Raw genomic sequence first — 16,897 nt, 5'->3', positions numbered from 1 at the left:
TATGATCGATCTGTTTGTAATAAAAGTAGGCGGTAACGTCATCGATAATCCAAACCTGCTGGAAGCATTTCTACAGAAATTCGCTTCCATTGAAGGAAAGAAAATACTGATCCATGGGGGTGGTAAAATTGCCACCCGCATGGGTGATCAGCTGGGCATAGAATCAAAGTACGTGAACGGTCGCCGTATCACGGATGCTGCCACTATTGACGTGGTGACAATGGTATACGGAGGACTGGTCAACAAACAGCTGGTGGCTAAATTGCAGGCGAATGGCTGTAATGCGATCGGTCTGACCGGCGCAGACGCTAATATCATTCCCGCGGTAAAACGCCCGGTGAAAGAGATTGACTTCGGATTTGTCGGAGATGTGAAAACGGAAGATGTACAGGCGGCTCCACTGAAAGCATTGCTGGAGGCTGGTCTGACACCTGTGTTTGCACCACTGACACACGATGGCAAAGGACAGATCCTGAATACCAATGCAGATACCATCGCTTCTTCTCTTGCAATAGCATTATCTGAAACATATAGCGTAAGACTGATCTACTGCTTCGAAAAGAAAGGCGTACTGCACGATGCCAATGATGATAATGCGGTCATTAATCTGATCGACCGTGTGATCTACGAAGAACTCAAAGCTGATAACGTACTGACAGACGGAATCCTGCCTAAACTGGAAAATGCTTTCGCAGCTATTGAAAGTGGTGTGGCAGAAGTGCTGATAGGTCACGCAGATGACGTACAGAGCAACACCACAGACACAGTAGCGGGTACCTTAATACGCTAAACCTATGTGGAACCAAGAACTGTATGATGATGCAGTAACATTATTAAAAGGGCTGATCTCTATTCCTTCCCTGAGCAGGGAAGAACAGGGGACTGCACAACTGATCGCTGATTTTCTCAAAGAAAGGAATATTCCTTATCAGCAGCATCTGAATAATATCTGGGCAAAGAATAAGCACTTTGATCCTGCAAAGCCCGTAATTGTATTCAATTCTCACCACGATACCGTTAAGCCTAACCCGCAATACACACGCGACCCTTTTTCTCCTGATGTAGTTGATGGTAAACTGTATGGCCTTGGCAGTAATGACGCCGGCGGATGCCTGGTTAGTCTGATCGCCACTTTCCTGCATTTCTACGAACGTAGCGATATGGCTTACAACATTGTACTGACTGCTACCGCAGAAGAAGAGATCAGCGGTGTGAATGGTATTGAAAGTATCCTTTCACAGCTGCCTGCCATTGAATTTGCTATTGTAGGAGAACCTACGCAGACACAATTGGCCACTGCTGAAAAAGGACTGATGGTGCTGGATTGTACCGTAACCGGTAAAGCTGGTCATGCTGCGCGTGATGAAGGAGAGAATGCGTTGTATAAAGCAATGCCCGATCTTGAATGGTTCCGTACTTTCCGTTTTCCAAAAGTATCTGATACACTGGGACCTGTTAAGATGAGTGTGACAGTGATCAATACTTCCAATAAAGCACATAACGTCGTACCGGCTGATTGTACCTTTGTAGTGGATGTACGTGTGACTGAACAGTATACACTGGAAGAAGTGCTGGAGATCATCCGCGCTAACGTACAGTGTGACGTGAAGCCGCGTTCCCTGCGTATGCGTCCTTCGGGTATTCCACAGGAGCATCCGTTTGTACAGGCAGGACTGCGTCATGGCAAAACAACTTATGGTTCGCCAACCACATCCGATCAGGCACTGATACCAGGAACATCCATTAAAATGGGACCTGGAGATTCAGCCCGTTCACATACGGCGGATGAATACATTTACCTTGATGAAGTACGTCAGGGTATTGATAGTTATATTAAATTACTCGAAGAAATCTTGTAGATATGAAAATATGGCAAAAAGATAAAACTGCACTGGCAGAAGTGGACAGGTTCACAGTAGGAAAAGACCGTGAAATGGACGCTTATCTCGCGCCATTCGATGTGCTGGGTTCACTGGCACATACCACCATGCTGGAAAGTATTGGTCTGCTGACAGCAGAAGAACTGGCTATTCTCCAGCAGGAATTAAAGCAGATATACAAAGAGATACAGGAAGGCAATTTTGTACTGGAAGATGGGGTGGAAGATATCCATTCACAGGTGGAATTGCTGCTCACCCGCAGACTGGGAGAAGTTGGTAAGAAGATCCACAGCGGCCGTTCCCGCAACGACCAGGTGCTGGTGGACCTGAAACTGTTCCTCCGTCATGAACTGGAAGTATTGGTAGGAGAGGTGAAAACACTGTTTGACCTGTTACAACAGAAAAGCATTCAGTATAAAGATCAGCTGATACCAGGATATACACACCTGCAGATCGCTATGCCGTCTTCCTTCGGATTATGGTTTGGCGCTTATGCAGAAAGCCTGGTAGATGACCTGACCGTATTACAGAGTGCCTATAAAGTAGTGAATAAAAACCCGCTGGGTTCTGCGGCTGGTTATGGTTCTTCTTTCCCGCTGAACCGTACGATGACCACACAGCTCCTGGGTTTTGATGACCTGAACTACAATGTGGTGTATGCACAGATGGGACGTGGTAAGACAGAAAAGATCGTTTCATTTGCACTGGCGGGTATTGCATCCACACTGGCGAAAATGTCGATGGATGCCTGTCTGTTCATGAACCAGAACTTTGGTTTCATCAGTTTCCCTGATGAGCTGACCACTGGTTCCAGCATTATGCCGCACAAGAAGAATCCGGATGTGTGGGAACTGATCCGCTCTCATGGTAATAAACTGCAGGCGCTGCCGAATGAAATTGCTATGATGATCACGAACCTGCCAAGCGGTTACCACCGTGACCTGCAATTGCTGAAGGAAAATCTCTTCCCTGCTTTTGGCGTGCTGAAGGACTGTCTGAAAATGGCGGGGCTGATGCTGGAAAATATCCGTATTAAAGAGAATATCCTGGCTGATGATAAATACCGTTATCTGTTCAGTGTGGAAGTGGTAAACCGTCTGGTACTGGAAGGCGTGCCCTTCCGCGAAGCGTACAAACAGGTAGGACTGGATATCGAGAAAGGCAATTTTGCGCCTGAGCATACCGTGCAGCATACACATGAAGGCAGCATTGGTAATCCGGGCAATGAAGAAGTGAGCAGGATGATGGATGAAGTGATTAAAGGATTTCCTTTCGGAAAGGTAGCCGCAGCAGTAGAAAAGCTGTTAAGCTAAGCGATAAAAGGAATATGTTATTATAAACGAAGCGGCCTGAAAGTATCACACTTTCAGGCCGCTTCGTTTATAATAGTATTTATTAAATGGCTTCGATGGATAACCTGGTGGATTTCTCCTTTTCATCATACTCTGAAACAATGATGTGACCATCCTTTGCAGGATAGATGTTTGTTTTCACGGTATTATTGTTCTTGGCTATTTTACGTACGATCTTTTTGTCGTGTACATTGTAGATGGTAATGTCTTTTTCACCTTTTACGATCAGGAACGAAGTTTTGGTGTCCGGATTGGTTAAAGAATAGAAGCTGCAGTTATCATCAGATTTGAATATCGGTGCGGAGTTCTTTTGTTTATAAAGATCAGTACCGATGCTGTCCACGTAACTGATCTTGCCGCTTTTATCCATTTGCATCAGTAATACATCATCAAAAGAATAGGAACCGAAGGCGCCAGTTGCCTGCATGACGTAATAAGGGATCAGCAGTGGCGACATGACCAGGCCGGCGATGATAGCGCCTTTGTTTTTCTTTGCTGTCAGACGGCTTCCCAGGAAATAGGTGTTGCCATCAAAGTCTCTGAAAGAAGGACGAGGCACGATATGACCATGGGCGCTGTTGATGTAGCCTTTCTTGCTGATATCTTTACCGGTACTGTCTGCCCAGCAGGAATACATGGTTTTTACATCTTCTTTGTGTGCAGCGTTGATATCCATTTTATAGATACCCTGAATTTCACCATTATAGAGACCGTATACATTGTTCATACCGTTATTCCAGGTTTTACTGCCAACGGTGCCGGAGATGAACAGTTTACCCGTAACAGGATCGTTACCGAAACCGAGGATATCCAGCATACGCTGTTTTTTATCTTTCAATGGTAGCTTCAGTGTAGGAGAGTTTGCTGTACCACTGTAGCCGAACAGGGTATAACCACTGCGGGCTTCCATATCTGCTTTTTGTGTCAGCAGGTAGATATCATCACCTGCTGTGTGCAGATAATAACTGGCAGCTACTTCCTTTACCTGTCTTTCACTGATCTTTTCGCCTGCTGCATTGAAGGTGAGTAAAGGCTTTTTGGACTTATCTCCGTAAAAGGCTGCGAAACCTACATTGGCGATATTTTTCAGCTGTATATCTTCTTTGAAAGGACGGATGCCCGCATCATATTCTTTCAGTGCTACGTAGATATCTACATCTGCTTTCTTTTCAAATGTTTTTGTGATCTCTCCCTGCAGGTTGATGAACTGTGCGAAGAAAGATACATAGCCTTTCTTTGCAGCCTGTTTGTATGAGATCCTATGTTTGGGTGTGATATCCAGCACGTCGCTTTTGATGTATGCGAGACAGAGGATGTCCTGTTCAAATGCTACATCCCGCAGGATCAGTTTCTGCTGACGGAACTTCACTTTTCCGATATCGTTCAGGTTTTCGTCCATGATCGTGATCGCGTAGTTGAAGGAATCCTTACTGGCTTTTTCCAGTTCTGTGAATGTGAGATAACCCACAAGACTGCCATCCTGCACAATGCTGTGCAGAGAAGTGGAAATGCCACTGCCCACCTGTTTGAATACCCTGGACTGGGCGTGGGTATTTAGTACGATAAATAAAGTGTACAGGAATAATAGGAGACGTTTTTTCATTCTAGGTATAGGTATGATTTCTAATGCAATATAGTAAAAATATATACTATGTGATTGAAATAAAAAGGGCTGTCACCCCATCTGAAGTGACAGCCCTTTTCCTGTTTAAGGCTAATTTAGAAGGCTATATTGATGCCGGCAAAGAAATTGGTGCCAGCCATCGGATAATATCCGTTAGATGATTTTTCGACCCCTTCCTCTTTAAATGCGTAGGTCCATCCGTTAGGTGAATACTTCTTATTCCAGATATTGTTCAGCATGAACTGAATACCCAGTTCTTTAAAGAGTGGTTGCGGGATGATGTAACTGAAGCGCAGGTCATTGGTGTAATAACCGTCCAGGCTGCGTTCTTTCACTTCTGAGTTGTCGAGGTACTGTCTGCTGACATATTTGCCGATCAGACTTACTTCCAGGTTTTTTACCGGTCTTGCAGACAGGGTATAACCGCCTACGAAAGAAGGAGAGAAAGCGATATTGGTGCTTTTGTAGACAACCGTATCCTGTGCTCCGGTGTCAAAATTGTCGATGAAGTACTGGAAGTTCTGCACCTTGTTGCGGCTGAAAGCTGCATTCGCAGAAAGGGTAAACAGACGACCCAGGCGGGTACTACCCTGCAATTCGATACCGGCGCGGTAACTTTTGGGGATGTTGGTGCGGGTATAAGCGCCTACATCATTCAGTTTACCGGTTTGTACCAGCTGATTTTTATAGTTCATATAGTAGGCATTTGCCTGCAATACGATATTACCGGTGCGGTAAGTATAACCAGCTTCTACATCACGCAGAGTTTCGTGTTTAGGTGTGTTGTTCACGCCTGCTTCGAAGTCATCGCGGTTAGGTTCTTTGTTGCCCACAGCAAAGGATGCGTATACTTCCTGACGATCGTTCAGCGTATAAGAGATACCAGCTTTCGGATTGAAGAAGTTATAAGCGTTATGTTGTATCAGGGAAGGATTTTTATCAAATCCATCGATGTTGTATTGTACGGTGCGGTATTGCAGATCGGCAAACAGACGGAAAGCGGAAGTGATCTTATACTGCCCTTTCCAGTATACGTTCAGGTCGCGTTTGAAGGCGTCGTTGTCGTAATATCTGTAGTCTTTCGCGATCGGGTATTGCGCCCAGATGATCTTACCATAGTGGCCACCTTCATAGCGGTTCCATCCGCCACCCAGGCTCCAGTTCAGTTTGTCGCCTTTATAGTTGACAGAGAAGATGCCACCGTAGAAATGGTTGTCCAGCCAGAGTTGTCTGATAAGATCAGTGTGTGTTACGGGAGCACCATTAATAACAGGTTCCGGGATGCCGTAATCAGCAAAGGCTTCCTGTTCGCGGTACTGCTCATAATAACCTCTGCCACGGGTGTAATGCGCCGCGACGTTGAAGTCGAGTTTGCTGCTCAGTGACTGGTTGAGGAATAACTGGTAATGGTCCTGCTGGTAGTTGTCTGTCTCATTATCGTAGTAAGTACCATCAGCGCGCTGACCAGCGGAGTTATAGGTACGGTGCGTCTTCAATGAATCGAAAGGTACGCCGTTCCATGCCTGGTAAGTTTTTTCCTTGCCGGAAAATACGTTCAGCCGGATAGCAGTATTCTTCGAAATATAGGCAGCAGAAGTATAGAAAGATTTCAGGTCAGAAGAGGCGCGATCCATATAACCATCAGAAGAGATCTTTGATAATCTTGCATCGATGGTGAAGTGGTTGCTGATCAATCCGGAGCCTACTTTTACAGTGTTCTTCCAGGAGTTGTAAGAGCCGACACTACTATTGACTTCCGCGTAGGCTTTATCTCTGAAGTCGTTGGTGCTGAGATTGAGTGAAGCACCGAAAGCACCGGCGCCATTGGTAGATGTACCTACACCACGTTGTAACTGGATACTGCTGACAGAAGAGGCGAAGTCGGGCATGTTCACGAAGAAAGTACCCTGAGATTCCGCATCATTGATAGGAATACCGTTGGCAGTAACGTTGATACGCGTGATATCGGAGCCTCTGACACGGATGCCGGTATAACCGATACCTGTACCTGCATCGGAGTTGGTTACTACACCTGGCAGCTGATTCAGCAGCAGGGGTAGGTCCTGACCGAGGTTTTGTTTCTTGATCTCTTCTGCGGTCAGGGTGGATTGAGTGAAAGGAGAATGTTCTCCCACACGCAGACTGGAGATCTCAACAGGTTTTACGAAAAGACCGGTTTCTTCCAGCGAAAAATCTGTCTGAATAGTATTACCCGTAGCATTGATGATCGTGGTAAACGGTTTGAATCCGAGGTAGCTCACCTGTAGGGTGTACTGGCCTTTGGATGGAATAGTGAAGCGGTATTGACCATTGGCGTTGGTATGCATACCAGCGTTGGTGGAGGGGATACTTACGGAAACACCTTCCAGCGGTTTTCCGTTGGATTTGTTGGTAACGACTCCGGTCAGCACAGTTTGCGCGTGCACAGTACTTAAGCTGCAGAGCAGCAAAAGGAATAAAAATTGTCTCATGGACTATGACGGTTTAATAGCTTACAATCTGTAGCTTTCAACTTAACAAATGGGTAAGGAAGAGATTGTTCGCTTACCTTTCCTAAACAGCATTACCTGGTCAGGTTCAACGGGTCTGATCTCAGCCTGATAGTAAGGCACCCCGAGGTGAAACCGGGAGTTGTGATATTTAATTGCGCGAGATTGCGCACTCCTGTTTCCAGGAACAAAGTTATAGCTGTCGTCGTTAAAAAGTGAAAATATTTTTCATAATGACAGAAATAGTATAATTTCCATTTATCTACATGTCTCTTCAGAATTGAATACTCCCTGAACATTTTTTATTGTTAACCATAATTAGAATCTGTAATGATTAAGCTACAATTAATCGGGCATCTGGGACATGATGCAGTTCAGCGGCATGTAAATGGTCATACTGTTTTAGGCTTTCGCGTGGCGCATACGGAGCGTTTTAAGGCGCGGGACGGTCAGTTGCAGGAAAGAACGACCTGGGTGGATTGTTCTCTCTGGAATAAAGAGAAGCTGGGCCCTTATCTGAGAACGGGCACCCGGGTGTTCGTTGAAGGGAATCCTGCGCCAGACAACTATGTGAATGGCCAGGGAGAAAATGTGTCTGTGTTGCGGCTAAAGGTGTTGCAGTTGCAGTTACTGACCAGCCGCCGTGATGGAGGTAAGCGGGAGAATGAGGTGGAGGAGATCGTAATGGTGAATGAAGATCCGGCGGATGATCTGCCGTTTTAGGAGATGAAAGGCACCACAGATATTACAGGCTGTTCCGTCGGAGGCGGACAGCCTTTTTACTTTGGTGGAAGTAATTAGTTGTATCTCCGGGAAAATGTGAAATAGGAGTGAAGGAATAGATACCCATTGCGATTTCGGTACATCTGAACATGATTGCCGTTGTGCAGGTTGCTGCTATTACTATAGCCGGGTTATCATCTTTCATGGCTGTGGATAAGATAGATGCCGGGAGCATAGATGCTGTGCCCGAAGATATCTATCAGATAGAATGACGATTTCTTAGGCTTTATTACTATTACTGTTATGTCTTTGTGGAAAGAGAAAATAACGTGATCACACCAGGATAGGAAACGTTTACCAGACTGAAGGAGGTCGCAGGGGAGCGGTAAACCCGAATGGCAGGCGGAGCAGAGGTGGACATGAGGTGGACTTGATCAGTACATCTATCTGTTATTCAGTTTGTTATGAAGTGTGTATTTTGTGCGTTTCAACTACCCTCTGACAGCAGTCTGACTATTTTTTGATGAGATTGGCGCCAAAGTATATACGTTCCTGATAGACATGTATGAGATATGCTGTATATCATAAGCGGGCTTAACCAGCGTGTTTTTGACTGAAATGAATGATATGGAGATTTTATTTTGGGTAATATTCAGGATCGCTAGCATGTGCTGTAATCCTTTGTGGTAAAGGATTACAGTATATTGAAGATACGTTTTATTTCGCTGTTTACGGCATGTGATAAGGTTTTTTTCTAAAAAAGATTTGGCAGAAATGAATTTAATTCTATCTTTGCAACCTCATTGCGAGGTAGAGCAGAGGTAGCTCGTCGGGCTCATAACCCGAAGGTCAGGGGTTCGAATCCTCTCCTCGCTACTAACAAAAAAGCCGAATCTGATTCGGCTTTTTTTATTTCAGGAAGTTCAGGAAATTAGTAGTGCATGCATAAAGCGGGTTTTGTAAATATCTTCGGTAAGGCCAATGCAGGGAAAAGTACCCTGATGAACGCTCTGGTGGGCGAAAAGCTTGCTATTGTATCACCGAAGGTGCAAACAACAAGACATCGTATTACGGGTGTGGTGACAACACCGGAATATCAGATCGTATTCTCTGATACCCCCGGTATTATTGATCCCCGGTACCGTTTGCACGAAAAAATGATGGGTGCTGTTAAGTCTGCCCTGGAAGATGCCGACGTGGCCATGCTGATCATGGACGTGAAGGATAATCTGGAAGAAAATCTCTCCCTGTTTGCATCACTGAAACTGAAAGCCCGCAGCATACTCGTACTTAATAAGTCCGATCTGCTGATGAAAGAGGAGCTGGAAGTATTGGTGAAAAAGTGCGAGGAGTGGGGCAAGGCAGAGAAAGTGGTGCTGATATCAGCGATGCAGGGCAAAGGTGTGCCGGCATTGCTGCAGAGCATTGTAAGCATGCTCCCCGAAAGCGAGCCTTTCTATCCGGAAGATACTTTAACAGACAAGTCTACACGCTTCTTCGTAGGCGAGATCGTCCGGGAAAAAATATTCCAGCTCTTTGACGAAGAGATCCCTTATCACACAGCAGTAGCTGTAACACAGTTCCAGGAAAAGAATACGCTGATCAAAATTTCAGCGGATATCATCGTGACGCGTGAAACGCAGAAAGCGATCATCCTGGGGGACAAAGGATCTTCCATTAAAAAGATCGGTACACTGGCCCGTCAGGATATCGAGAAATTTGTGGGTCAGAAAGTGTTCCTTGAACTGTTTGTGAAAGTAAGAGGCAAGTGGCGGGATAATGATATTTATTTAAAGGAATACGGTTATTAATTTTATTTAGTTATGGCAGGATTTACAGTAGCAATCGTCGGTCGTCCAAACGTAGGGAAATCTACGCTTTTCAACCGTTTGCTGGAACAGCGTAAAGCCATCGTGGATGACGTGAGCGGTGTTACGCGTGACAGACAATACGGTGTGGCGGACTGGAGCGGGAAATCGTTCAACGTGATTGATACCGGTGGTTTTGTATCCAGAAGTGAAGATGTATTCGAGCGTGAGATACGCAAACAGGTGAAAATAGCCATGGAGGAAGCTAACCTCCTGCTGTTCATGTGTGATGTGGCGACAGGTATTACCGACCTGGATGAAGAGATGGCAAATATTCTGCGTCGCTCCTCCAAACCGGTGGTCCTCGTGGTGAACAAAGTAGATAATGCTACCCGTCAGCTGGAAGCGACGGAATTCTATAGCCTGGGCTTTGAGAAAGTATTTTTCATGTCTTCCATGAGTGGTAGCGGCAGTGGTGAACTGCTGGATGAAATTGTCGGACAGATCCCGGAAGATGATGAAACAAGAGAAGCGATCGAAGCTGCGGAAGCATTGCCTAAGATCGCGATCATCGGTCAGCCGAATGTAGGTAAATCATCCCTGCTGAACGCCCTGATCGGTGAAGAAAGGAACATCGTGTCTGATATTCCGGGTACCACCCGCGATACCATCCACACGCACTACAAAATGTTCCAGAAAGACTTCGTACTGATCGATACTGCGGGTTTACGCCGTAAAAATAAAGTACAGGAAGACCTGGAGTTCTATTCCGTTATCCGTGCGATCAAAGCAATGGATGAAGCAGATGTGTGTCTGCTGCTGCTGGATGCGACCAAAGGTGTTACTGCACAGGATCTCAGCATTTTCAGTCTGGCCGGCCGTAAAGGTAAAGGCCTGGTAGTACTGGTCAATAAATGGGACCTGATCGACGATAAGAGCACCAACTCTGCCAGGGATTATGAGAAAGACCTGAAAGGACGTCTGGCTCCATTCAGCGACGTACCGGTGATATTCACCTCCGTTGTGGAAAAGCAGCGTATTTTCAAGGCGATCGAAGAGGCTTTACGTGTATACGATAACCGTAAACGTAAGGTACAGACCTCAAAACTGAACGAAGTGATGCTGAAGGCGATCGAATCTTTCCACCCACCGGTAGTAAGAGGTATTCCGATCAAAATCAAGTATGTAACGCAGCTGCCGACATTTACACCGGCTTTCGCGTTCTTCTGTAACCTGCCGGATGACGTAAAACAGCCATATCGTAACTACCTTGAAAATCAGCTACGTAGCAATTTTGATTTTGAAGGCGTTCCTTTGAAACTGTTTTTCAGAAAGAAATAAAAGTAAATTTTCGTAGAGGTATTGTTCCATAACTAAAAATAACTATACCTTTGCGCATCTTTTAAAACAAACTAAGCATGAAAAAATTATTCTTCTTCGCAGTTGCTGCCGGTATGTTCTTCGTAGCTTGCAACAGCGGTGCATCTACTACTTCTGCTGATTCTACTGCTACTGCTCCAGCTGCTGATACAGTTGCTGCTGCTCCAGTTGATTCTGCTGCTACAACTGTAGATTCTGCTGCTACTCCAGCTGCTGATACTACTGCTGCTCCTGCTGCAGAAGCAAAACACTAATCCTGTTTTGTAGAATTAATTTATTGGCCGTCTCGTGCAAACGAGGCGGTTTTTCTTTTTGGACAGGTAGGGGACAGGCGGTCGGGATTGTAATGAGGGGTTGTAATGTGTTGAAGATCGACGGGCGCCAGATCGGGTAAATTTATAAGAGATGAGTTGGGGAGGGAAGAGAGGGATGTAAGCCTTTCCTGATTAAAAACAGCCATGGAGCAGAATTGGAAATAAGTGCTTACCCGGAGATTGAAATACTACTGGAAACTACGGTTATAATATATTGAATAATAAATGATTATCATAAAAGAAACAGGGCGTACGCTATTAGCATACGCCCTGTTTCTTTTATGTGACTTAAGAAGTTGTAAGCACCGATCCTGCGCGGCAGCGATCAGTTTACAACTTTTAATGTTTATTTCTTATTAAGTACCTGTATCGCTTTTTTCATCATCTCATCATCCTTATTCAGCGACTCATAGAAACCTGCATAACTCCACATCTGTCTGGCCAGTAATGCTTTCAGACGTGTTCTGATCTCATTTTCATCGTGCGGTTTGATAGATTCGACACCACGGATACTATCCTTTACAGCGAATGCTTTATAGGCATTGTACAGTTCATTGGATACCTGGAACTGGTTACTGAAGTCAGTAGCATCTTTGTAGCGTTTGAACTCGTCTTTATGGCTGTTGAAATACTGGTAGGTGAAATTGCTGAATGTACTGCGGGAATACATGCTGGTCAGCACATTGGAGAAGCGGCTGGTGTCAAACGGAATGAAGACATCCGGAGTGATACCGCCTCCGCCGTATACAACACGGCCACTGGCAGTTTTGAACTGAATAGTATCCAGCTGGTGGATGCTGTCGCTGCTGACAAATTCACCGTGGTTGAAGCGGTTCATGATATCATCGTCATAGGCTTCTCGGCCATCTGCGTAAGATTTCTGGATGCTTCTGCCAGAGTTGAGGTAGTAGCGTGCTACGGTCAGGCGTAATGCACCTCCGTTGCTCAGGTCAAACTGTTCCTGTACGAGGCCTTTACCAAAGGTACGGCGACCGATAATAGTACCACGGTCCCATTCCTGTATAGCACCTGCGAGGATCTCACTGGCACTGGCAGAACCTTCGTCTGTCAGGATGGTCAATCCGCCTTTTTCAAACAGACCGGGTTTTTCACAACGGTAGTCTGAACGGGGATAACTCTTCCCTTTTGTATATACGATCAGTTTGTTATCGTCCAGCAGTTCGTCTGCGATACGGGTGGCCGCATCCAGGTAACCGCCCGGATTCTGACGCAGGTCGATCACCAGTTTGGTCATACCTGCCTTGGTCAGCTTGCGCATGGCATCCATGAACTCCTGGTAGGTGGTACCGGCGAACTTATTGATCTTGATGTAGCCGATTTCCGGTGAGACCATATAAGAAGCATCGATGCTATATAACGGGATATCGCCGCGGATGATCTGAATAGGTGTTATTTTCTGCTGGCGTAACATAGTAACGATCACTTTTGAGTTTTTCGGACCACGTAACAGTTTCCTGATCTTGTCGCCGGAAATGTTGTTGCCCGCAACCAGGGAATCGTTCACCTTAATGATCTTGTCGCCGGTTTGTACGCCTGCTGTTTCTGACGGACCGCCGGAAACGACAGATACGACGTTCACCGTGTCTGCGATGATATTGAATTCCACACCGATACCGGAGAAATGGCCTTCCAGGTCTTCATTCACAGTTTGCAGATTGGAGGGTGGTATGTAGATGGAGTGCGGGTCCAGGTGGCTGAGCAGTCCCTGGATGGCTTCCTCCTGGAGGTCGTCTACCTTTAAGGTATCTACGTATTTTATTTTCAGCAGATCCATGACTTCCTGGAGCGGAGCCCGGCTTGGTCGGGTGAATAATAGGGTCTGCGCCCCTGTATTAGCACCTGGCATTTTGTGCCCCAGATACATTCCCAGTGCCAGTACTATTGCAAATAAGAGAGGTAAAAAAACATTCAGTTTCCTGTTCGACATAATCATGTATTGAAAACAGCGAAAAGCTAAGCTTGTATCTTGTCGCTATTTATTTAACTTGTGGCAAAAATAGTATATTAAAGCTCAACCTTCAACGGAAGTGTCATGAAAGTACAGCTAATTGCAGATAGTGGATCTACCAAGGCAGAATGGTGCCTGCTGGGGGCCAGAGAGACCGGCCGTTACAGGACAACCGGTATCAGCCCGTATTTTCTGAATGCAGCACAGATCAAAGAGTTGCTGGAGAAAGAGTTACTGCCACAGTTGCCCCCCGATGTGCAGATAGACGAGGTCCATTATTATGGAACGGGTTGTCTGCAGCGTAAGAGTGTCGAGATCGTGGAATCTGCACTGAAAGCGGTATGGCCTGTTGCGGCCATAGAAGTGAACCATGATCTGATGGGGGCTGCCAGAGGTTTGTGTGGAAAGGAGCCGGGTATTGCCAGTATACTGGGTACAGGGTCTAATTCCTGCTATTTTGATGGGAAAACTATTCAAAAGAATAATCCCGGACTGGGTTATGTACTGGGAGATGAGGGAAGTGGCGCGTACCTGGGTAAAAAGCTCCTGCAGTACTACCTCTATAACTCCTTTGACGAAGAACTGAAGGCGCGTTTCGACGCCCAGTATAATACCAACCATGAGGAAATACTGGAAAACGTATATCGCAGACCGCTGCCAAACCGTTACCTGGCCAGTTTTGCGCAGTTCCTGGGCGAGAACAGGGGCCATTTCATTGTAGAGAACATCCTGGAAGACAGTTTAAACGAATTCTTCTTTAGCCATATTTACAAGTACACCGAAAGCTGGACACACCCCCTGCACTTTACCGGAAGTATTGCCTGGCATTTCCAGGACATCCTGAATGAACTGTGTGAACTGTATGAGTTGCAGATGGGCCGGATATTGCGCAGTCCTATGGACGGACTGATGGCATATCATCAATAATCAAATTAACTACCAATGTCTTTTCAGAGAATAACAGAGCAGACGTCGAACTACCGTCACCTGGAGAAAATGAGTGTGCAGGAGATCCTCAGCAACATTAATCAGGAAGATAATACTGTACCCCAGGCTATCGCAAAGGCGCAGCCCCAGATAGAAAAGCTGGTGACCGTCATTGCGGATAAAATGCTGGCCGGCGGACGTCTGTTTTACCTCGGTGCAGGTACCAGCGGACGTTTAGGCATTGTGGATGCGTCCGAGTGTCCTCCTACTTTTGGCGTACCTCATGGGCTGGTGGTCGGACTGATCGCCGGAGGAGATACCGCTATCCGCCGGGCGGTGGAGTTTGCAGAGGATGACAGGGAGCAGGGCTGGAAAGACCTGCAGGCACATGATATCACCTCCAAAGACGTAGTAGTGGGCATCGCTGCCAGTGGTACGACCCCTTATGTGATCGGTGCGCTGAATAAGTGCCGGGAGAATGGCGTGATCACCGGTAGCATCTGCTGTAACCCGGAGGCGCCTTTGTCAGCTGCCGCGGATTATCCGGTAGAGGTTGTGGTAGGACCGGAGTTTATTACCGGTAGTACCCGTATGAAAAGTGGTACCGCACAGAAGCTGGTACTGAATATGATCTCTACGGCGGTGATGATCCAGCTGGGCAGGGTAGAAGATAACAAGATGGTGAATATGCAGCTGAGCAATGATAAGCTGGTAGATAGAGGCGTGAAGATGCTGATGGAGAAATTATCGCTGACTGACTATGAAAAGGCAAAAGCCCTGTTGCTGAAGGCCGGCAGTGTCAGAAAGGCGATCGAAGACTATATATAGTTACGAATTTTTCCAGAAATGAAGCGTTTCTATTTTTTAAATTTTCCGCCGAAATTTGTAGAAACGAACATTTTAGAGTTAGAGTGACATGCACGATATAGAACCTTTTTATAACTGGCGGCACCTGTATACAGCAGAGGAAGATGAGTTATCTCCTTTTTACGGAAGGGAGTACAGTGAGTTCACTTATAGCAATACTGTATATAATTATTATGTACATCCCCAGTGGGATGAGTTTGGTTCACGGACCCTGTACATAAAGGTGCTGTTTGCAGACTATCAGTTCAACTATGCCATTATTGAGGTGCTGGGAGAATGGAATGACGCGATCGAAAATGACATCATGACCCTCAAACGTGATGTGATAGACGTGATGATAGCAAGCAAAATCAACAAATTTATACTGATCACGGAGAATGTGATGAACTTCCACTCTTCAGACGACTGTTATTATGAGGAGTGGTGGGATGATATCCGTGACGATGGTGGATGGATCGTATCCCTTAATATGCCGGAGCAGACGAAACAGGAGTTTGTGAAAGCACACCTGGATAATTACGTTCACCTGCTGGAAGTCGAAAAATGGCGTACTTACCAGCCACAACATCTTTATACCCTTGTCGACAATACAATGATGCGTCGGCTTGAATAGGCGCCCGAACAAAGGGTAGCCTTCTTTGTTTAATTTCCATGTATGAGAAACGAATGGGTGCTAACTGTCAGGTTAGCGCTGGTGGATTGTCAGCAGCTGCATAAGCTGATGCCGGCAGAAACAATCAGCTGGCCCTCAATTGGAAACCAAAAACTGAGAAATATCATTTGGTTTTAATTTTTCCTGCGCTAAATTTGCGCGATATATTCGAATTATTATCATATCATCTTTAAGGAAGCTTAGAATTTAACTTATGAAGTGGTCACAGTTCTTTAATACCTCTATCGGTAAAAAATTATTAGTGGGTGCTACCGGCCTGTTCCTGTGTAGTTTTGTAATCGTGCACCTGGCTGGTAATCTGGCATTACTCAAAAACGATGGGGGCGAAGCATTTAACGTCTATGCCGCTTTCATGAGCCACAACGCCCTGATCCAGTTCATCGCCTGGGGTTTGAAAATTGTTATTCTTGTCCACGCTATTCTTGCGCTTCAACTGACTTTCCGTAACAGAGCAGCACGTCCCGTTAAATATGCTGTCAATCCGGGCAACCAGACATCTTCCTGGTTCAGCCGTCAGATGGCTATCATGGGTAGCATCCTGCTGATCTTCATCATCATTCACCTGAAAGATTTCTGGTACAGAATGCACTATGGAGAGCTGGAGCCGGTTAGCTATGGCGGTGAAGAGCTGAAAAACATGTACCTCGCCGTACAGGTTGCTTTCAGAGAACTCTGGATCGTGATCATTTATGTGATCGGTATGATCGGACTTTCTTTCCACCTGGTACATGGTTTCAAATCCGCGTTCCAGACGTTTGGTCTGAACCATGTTAAATACAATGGACTGATCAATTTCGTAGGTGTTTGGATATTCGGGATCCTTATTCCTCTTGGCTTCGCCATTATTCCCGTAGTTATCTATTTCAAATCAATTCAGTAAAGTAAGGATAT

The 16,897-nt window shown here is 45.8% G+C and carries 14 protein-coding genes, 1 tRNA gene and 1 riboswitch; of the genes, 12 read left to right on the top strand and 3 right to left on the bottom strand.

Annotation, left to right across the window (positions count from 1 at the left end; translation table 11 throughout):
* Position 1 precedes the first annotated feature (1 nt).
* Genes argB through argH form a run of 3 tightly spaced genes read left to right on the top strand, consistent with a single transcriptional unit; the run spans position 2 to position 3,193 of the window.
* Entirely contained in the window at positions 2-790 is a 789-nt protein-coding gene (argB, locus tag BMZ72_RS35685; RefSeq protein WP_089816268.1) for an acetylglutamate kinase, read from the top strand.
* A 4-nt stretch (positions 791-794) separates the two neighbouring features.
* Complete coding sequence (locus BMZ72_RS35680; RefSeq protein ID WP_089816266.1) at positions 795-1,859, top strand: M20 family metallo-hydrolase; 1,065 nt, start codon at positions 795-797, stop codon at positions 1,857-1,859.
* A 2-nt stretch (positions 1,860-1,861) separates the two neighbouring features.
* Positions 1,862-3,193: an argininosuccinate lyase gene (gene argH, locus BMZ72_RS35675; RefSeq protein ID WP_089816265.1), complete on the top strand. Its 1,332-nt coding sequence runs from the start codon at positions 1,862-1,864 to the stop codon at positions 3,191-3,193.
* Between the two features lie 82 nt (positions 3,194-3,275).
* Here the strand turns inward: argH and BMZ72_RS35670 are convergent, their stop codons facing one another.
* Both BMZ72_RS35670 and BMZ72_RS35665 read right to left on the bottom strand, forming a co-directional pair.
* Positions 3,276-4,835: a DUF6770 family protein gene (locus BMZ72_RS35670; protein WP_089816263.1), complete on the bottom strand. Its 1,560-nt coding sequence runs from the start codon at positions 4,833-4,835 to the stop codon at positions 3,276-3,278.
* A 116-nt stretch (positions 4,836-4,951) separates the two neighbouring features.
* Positions 4,952-7,327, bottom strand: a complete 2,376-nt coding sequence (locus BMZ72_RS35665; protein WP_089816261.1) for a TonB-dependent receptor — start codon at positions 7,325-7,327, stop codon at positions 4,952-4,954.
* A 62-nt stretch (positions 7,328-7,389) separates the two neighbouring features.
* Positions 7,390-7,482, bottom strand: a riboswitch (TPP riboswitch).
* 193 nt (positions 7,483-7,675) lie between these two features.
* On the opposite strand from BMZ72_RS35665, the gene BMZ72_RS35660 reads away from it, so the two are divergent.
* The 5 genes from BMZ72_RS35660 (at position 7,676) to BMZ72_RS35640 (ending at position 11,510) form a co-directional block, all read left to right on the top strand.
* On the top strand, positions 7,676-8,068 hold the full coding sequence (locus BMZ72_RS35660) for a single-stranded DNA-binding protein (protein ID WP_089816259.1): 393 nt from the start codon (positions 7,676-7,678) through the stop codon (positions 8,066-8,068).
* A gap of 804 nt (positions 8,069-8,872) precedes the next feature.
* A tRNA-Met gene (locus tag BMZ72_RS35655) sits at positions 8,873-8,944 on the top strand.
* Positions 8,945-9,009: 65 nt separating this feature from the next.
* Positions 9,010-9,879 (top strand): GTPase Era, encoded by an 870-nt coding sequence (gene era, locus BMZ72_RS35650; RefSeq protein WP_089816257.1) that lies wholly within the window; start codon positions 9,010-9,012, stop codon positions 9,877-9,879.
* A 12-nt stretch (positions 9,880-9,891) separates the two neighbouring features.
* Positions 9,892-11,217 carry a ribosome biogenesis GTPase Der gene (gene der, locus BMZ72_RS35645; protein WP_089816255.1) on the top strand — a complete coding sequence of 442 codons (1,326 nt, stop codon included), beginning with the start codon at positions 9,892-9,894 and terminating at the stop codon, positions 11,215-11,217.
* Between the two features lie 77 nt (positions 11,218-11,294).
* Positions 11,295-11,510 carry a hypothetical protein gene (locus BMZ72_RS35640; RefSeq protein WP_089816253.1) on the top strand — a complete coding sequence of 72 codons (216 nt, stop codon included), beginning with the start codon at positions 11,295-11,297 and terminating at the stop codon, positions 11,508-11,510.
* 406 nt (positions 11,511-11,916) lie between these two features.
* On the opposite strand, the gene BMZ72_RS35635 is transcribed toward BMZ72_RS35640, so the two are convergent.
* Positions 11,917-13,518, bottom strand: coding sequence for a S41 family peptidase (locus tag BMZ72_RS35635; protein WP_255373381.1), 1,602 nt, complete (start codon positions 13,516-13,518; stop codon positions 11,917-11,919).
* A gap of 105 nt (positions 13,519-13,623) precedes the next feature.
* On the opposite strand from BMZ72_RS35635, the gene BMZ72_RS35630 reads away from it, so the two are divergent.
* The 4 genes from BMZ72_RS35630 (at position 13,624) to BMZ72_RS35615 (ending at position 16,886) form a co-directional block, all read left to right on the top strand.
* A complete protein-coding gene (locus BMZ72_RS35630) occupies positions 13,624-14,466 on the top strand; it encodes an N-acetylglucosamine kinase (protein ID WP_089816249.1) in 843 nt (280 codons plus the stop codon).
* 15 nt (positions 14,467-14,481) lie between these two features.
* The gene (murQ, locus tag BMZ72_RS35625) at positions 14,482-15,294 is read left to right on the top strand and encodes an N-acetylmuramic acid 6-phosphate etherase (RefSeq protein WP_089816247.1); all 813 of its coding nucleotides are present in this window, start codon (positions 14,482-14,484) and stop codon (positions 15,292-15,294) included.
* 88 nt (positions 15,295-15,382) lie between these two features.
* A complete protein-coding gene (locus BMZ72_RS35620; RefSeq protein ID WP_089816245.1) occupies positions 15,383-15,946 on the top strand; it encodes a hypothetical protein in 564 nt (187 codons plus the stop codon).
* A gap of 253 nt (positions 15,947-16,199) precedes the next feature.
* A complete protein-coding gene (locus BMZ72_RS35615; RefSeq protein ID WP_089816243.1) occupies positions 16,200-16,886 on the top strand; it encodes a succinate dehydrogenase cytochrome b subunit in 687 nt (228 codons plus the stop codon).
* Positions 16,887-16,897 lie beyond the last annotated feature (11 nt).

The sequence above is a fragment of the Chitinophaga sp. YR627 genome (genome assembly GCF_900114995.1).
Lineage (GTDB): Bacteria > Bacteroidota > Bacteroidia > Chitinophagales > Chitinophagaceae > Chitinophaga.
This window is presented reverse-complemented; position numbering and strand designations above follow the sequence as displayed.

What these genes read in the sequence shown, in the direction of transcription:
- argB (WP_089816268.1), top strand. Translation starts at nt 2, where the DNA reads ATGATCGATCTGTTTGTAATAAAAGTAGGCGGTAACGTCATCGATAAT.
- BMZ72_RS35680 (WP_089816266.1), top strand. Translation starts at nt 795, where the DNA reads ATGTGGAACCAAGAACTGTATGATGATGCAGTAACATTATTAAAAGGG.
- argH (WP_089816265.1), top strand. Translation starts at nt 1,862, where the DNA reads ATGAAAATATGGCAAAAAGATAAAACTGCACTGGCAGAAGTGGACAGG.
- BMZ72_RS35670 (WP_089816263.1), bottom strand. Translation starts at nt 4,835, where the DNA reads ATGAAAAAACGTCTCCTATTATTCCTGTACACTTTATTTATCGTACTA.
- BMZ72_RS35665 (WP_089816261.1), bottom strand. Translation starts at nt 7,327, where the DNA reads ATGAGACAATTTTTATTCCTTTTGCTGCTCTGCAGCTTAAGTACTGTG.
- BMZ72_RS35660 (WP_089816259.1), top strand. Translation starts at nt 7,676, where the DNA reads ATGATTAAGCTACAATTAATCGGGCATCTGGGACATGATGCAGTTCAG.
- era (WP_089816257.1), top strand. Translation starts at nt 9,010, where the DNA reads ATGCATAAAGCGGGTTTTGTAAATATCTTCGGTAAGGCCAATGCAGGG.
- der (WP_089816255.1), top strand. Translation starts at nt 9,892, where the DNA reads ATGGCAGGATTTACAGTAGCAATCGTCGGTCGTCCAAACGTAGGGAAA.
- BMZ72_RS35640 (WP_089816253.1), top strand. Translation starts at nt 11,295, where the DNA reads ATGAAAAAATTATTCTTCTTCGCAGTTGCTGCCGGTATGTTCTTCGTA.
- BMZ72_RS35635 (WP_255373381.1), bottom strand. Translation starts at nt 13,518, where the DNA reads ATGTCGAACAGGAAACTGAATGTTTTTTTACCTCTCTTATTTGCAATA.
- BMZ72_RS35630 (WP_089816249.1), top strand. Translation starts at nt 13,624, where the DNA reads ATGAAAGTACAGCTAATTGCAGATAGTGGATCTACCAAGGCAGAATGG.
- murQ (WP_089816247.1), top strand. Translation starts at nt 14,482, where the DNA reads ATGTCTTTTCAGAGAATAACAGAGCAGACGTCGAACTACCGTCACCTG.
- BMZ72_RS35620 (WP_089816245.1), top strand. Translation starts at nt 15,383, where the DNA reads ATGCACGATATAGAACCTTTTTATAACTGGCGGCACCTGTATACAGCA.
- BMZ72_RS35615 (WP_089816243.1), top strand. Translation starts at nt 16,200, where the DNA reads ATGAAGTGGTCACAGTTCTTTAATACCTCTATCGGTAAAAAATTATTA.